Annotated in this window: 3 protein-coding genes and 1 pseudogene; 3 read left to right on the top strand and 1 reads right to left on the bottom strand. The window is 63.7% G+C overall.

Annotated features, from left to right (window positions below):
- Positions 1–226: pseudogene (locus EOA27_RS31130) on the bottom strand (hypothetical protein); the annotation flags it as partial.
- Positions 227–418: 192 nt separating this feature from the next.
- Here EOA27_RS31130 and EOA27_RS31125 point away from each other — a divergent pair.
- The 3 genes from EOA27_RS31125 to EOA27_RS31115 form a co-directional block, all read left to right on the top strand.
- Entirely contained in the window at positions 419–1,324 is a 906-nt protein-coding gene (locus EOA27_RS31125) for a branched-chain amino acid ABC transporter permease (protein WP_126079872.1), read from the top strand.
- Between the two features lie 288 nt (positions 1,325–1,612).
- Positions 1,613–2,218, top strand: a complete 606-nt coding sequence (locus tag EOA27_RS31120) for a TRAP transporter small permease subunit (protein WP_126079873.1) — start codon at positions 1,613–1,615, stop codon at positions 2,216–2,218.
- On the top strand, positions 2,215–2,643 hold a 429-nt coding region (locus EOA27_RS31115; protein WP_189562166.1), incomplete at its 3' end, for a TRAP transporter large permease subunit. The genes EOA27_RS31120 and EOA27_RS31115, both read left to right, overlap by 4 nt.

Here is a 2,643-nt window from a genome sequence, read left to right as displayed (position 1 = left end):
AGATGACGGTCGGTTTGATCTCACCCGGCTCCGGCGCCCGCAGCCGCCGGCCGCCGAGCTCGGCCGCGCGGAAGCCGCTGGCCGCCTCGGCAAAGCGGGCGATCTCGGCCGGGTCGTCGAAACGGTCGAAGGACTTTTGCGGATCGTTGCGCAGCACCACGGTGTTCGCCGTATCGAGCGCAAGGATGCCGCCGGTGAAGCGGTGCGGGGTCCAGGATACCGTCATGATCAAAATCTAACCTATAAAACGTGTTTGACAAGTTAGATTCCGAGTGCAAGTTTCCGAGTGGGCCGGATTATCCGGCCCGCGCATGATACCAAAATCGGAACGATTTTTGGAAAGGGTCATGCGCAATATCAAAGTGCTACAGCGTCCTTTGCGCGCCGGATGGGCGCGCGGCGCTGTAGGGGATGCCGCATGCTCTATTTCTTCCAGCAGGTGCTGAACGGGCTGCATTCAGGCGCGCTCTACGCGCTGCTCGCCTTCGGCTATGTGCTGACCAACGGCATCCTGCACCGCACCAACCTGGCCTACGGCGCGCTGTTCGCCTTTTGCGGCCAGACGATGATCCTGACCGCCGCCTTCGGCTATCAGGCGCTGTGGCTGACGCTCGCCGCCGCGGTGGCGCTCGGCGTCGCCGCGGCCCTGCTCTACGCCGCGCTGATCAGCCACGTCCTGTCGCGCAGCGTGTTCGAGAGGCTCGCCGACCGCTCGCCCAACGCCATCGTGGTGACGACGCTCGGCATCTTGATTTTCCTGTCGGAGGCGAGCCGCATCGCCGCCGACACGCATGATCTCTGGCTGCCGCCGATGCTCGCCGATCCCGTCGTCTTCGCCGAAGGTGAAGGGTTCAAGGTCACGCTTACCGTCATCCAGCTGCTCGACTGCGCGGGGGTCGTCGCGCTGGTGGCGCTGGCGGCCTGGCTGTTCTCGCATTCGCGCTTCGGCCGCGCCTGGCGTGCCGTCTCCGACGATCCGAAAGCAGCGGCGATGTGCGGGATCGATGTGCGCGCGGTGTTCCGCCGCGCCGTGCTGTTCGGCGGTTTCTGCGCGGCCCTGGCCGGGGTGCTTGCCGGCCTCTACTACGGCAATATCTCCTTCGGCACCGGGCTGGTCTACGGCCTGAAGATCCTGTTCGTGACAGCGGTCGGCGGCTACCTGTCGCCGCTTCGGGCGGCCCTTGGCGCCGCGGCCTTCGGCATGGCTGAATCGCTCTGGGCCGGCTACTTCCCGCTCGAATGGCGCGACGCCTGGATCTATCTCTTCCTCGTCGCCATGCTGGTGCTGATCGGCGCCGGGCGCGACCAGGCCAAGATCGCCTAAAGCGCGTCGCGATCTTTCAGATTCGCTTCATCCGCTTTACGTTTTGGATTTAGCATGTCCTTATCCCGAAACCGGTTCCCACTTTCGGGAGACATGCTTCAAGCATCCCAGACTTTGGTTGCATGACGCATCGTCAGGCGGCGGCATTCCGCCTCTGCGCGGCTTATCGATCTGCTCGGCGCGGCTTTGCCATGTTGACCTGCCGGACCACGCACTGCATACCGTTGGGCCAGGCGACGCGACACCGGAGGGGGAATCGGGCGCGCCGCATTGTGAGGGAGGATATGCATGGCAGGGCTTCTCGCTCTATCCAGGACGATCGACCGCATCAACGAGTTCATCGGCCGCTGGGTTTCTTGGCTGATCCTGCTTGCGATCCTCGTGAGCGCCGGCAATGCCGTCATCCGCAAGGTGTTCGACACCTCGTCCAATGCCTGGCTGGAACTGCAGTGGTATCTGTTCGGCGCCGCCTTCATGCTGGCCGCGGCCTACACGCTGAAGCAGAACGACCATATCCGCATCGACATCGTCTACGGCATGTTCTCGCGGCGCGTGCAGCACTGGATCGACCTGCTCGGCCACCTGTTCTTCCTGATGCCTTTCGTCGTGCTGATGGTGGTCTATTTCGTGCCTTATGTGTCGCTGTCCTTCCACAGCGGCGAGATGTCGACCAATGCCGGCGGCCTGATCGTCTGGCCGGCCAAGGCCATCCTGCTCGTCGGCTTCTTCCTGCTGGCCCTGCAAGGCGTTTCCGAGATCATCAAGAAGATCGCCATCATGCGCGGCGACATGGACGATCCCAATCCCTTCATATCGGCGCATGAGCAGGCCAGGCTCGAGGCGGAGGCGCTGGCCGAGGAAGCCAAAGCCATCGCCGGCGAGGTCCGCCCATGATCGAGTTCATCGCGCAGAACATGGCGCCGATCATGTTCGCCTCGCTGATCATCTTCCTTTTGATCGGCTACCCCGTCGCCTTCTCGCTCGCCGCCAACGGCCTGCTGTTCTTCTTCATCGGCGTGCTGGTCTCGCCCTATTCCGGCGGGTCGATCAACCTCGCCTGGCCGCTGCTGCATGCGCTGCCGGACAATTTCTACGGCACCAGGGTGATGTCCAACGACACGCTGCTGGCGATACCGTTCTTCACCTTCATGGGCATCGTGCTCGAACGATCCGGCATGGCCGAGGACCTTCTCGACACGATCGGCCAGCTGTTCGGGCCGATCCGCGGCGGCCTTGCCTATGCGGTCATCTTCGTCGGCGCGCTGTTGGCCGCAACCACCGGCGTGGTGGCGGCCTCGGTCATCGCCATGGGGCTGATC

Source organism: Mesorhizobium sp. M2A.F.Ca.ET.037.01.1.1 (assembly GCF_003998075.1).
GTDB lineage: Bacteria > Pseudomonadota > Alphaproteobacteria > Rhizobiales > Rhizobiaceae > Mesorhizobium.
Note: the sequence above shows the minus strand (reverse complement) of the source record. Positions and strands in the feature narration are given on the sequence as shown.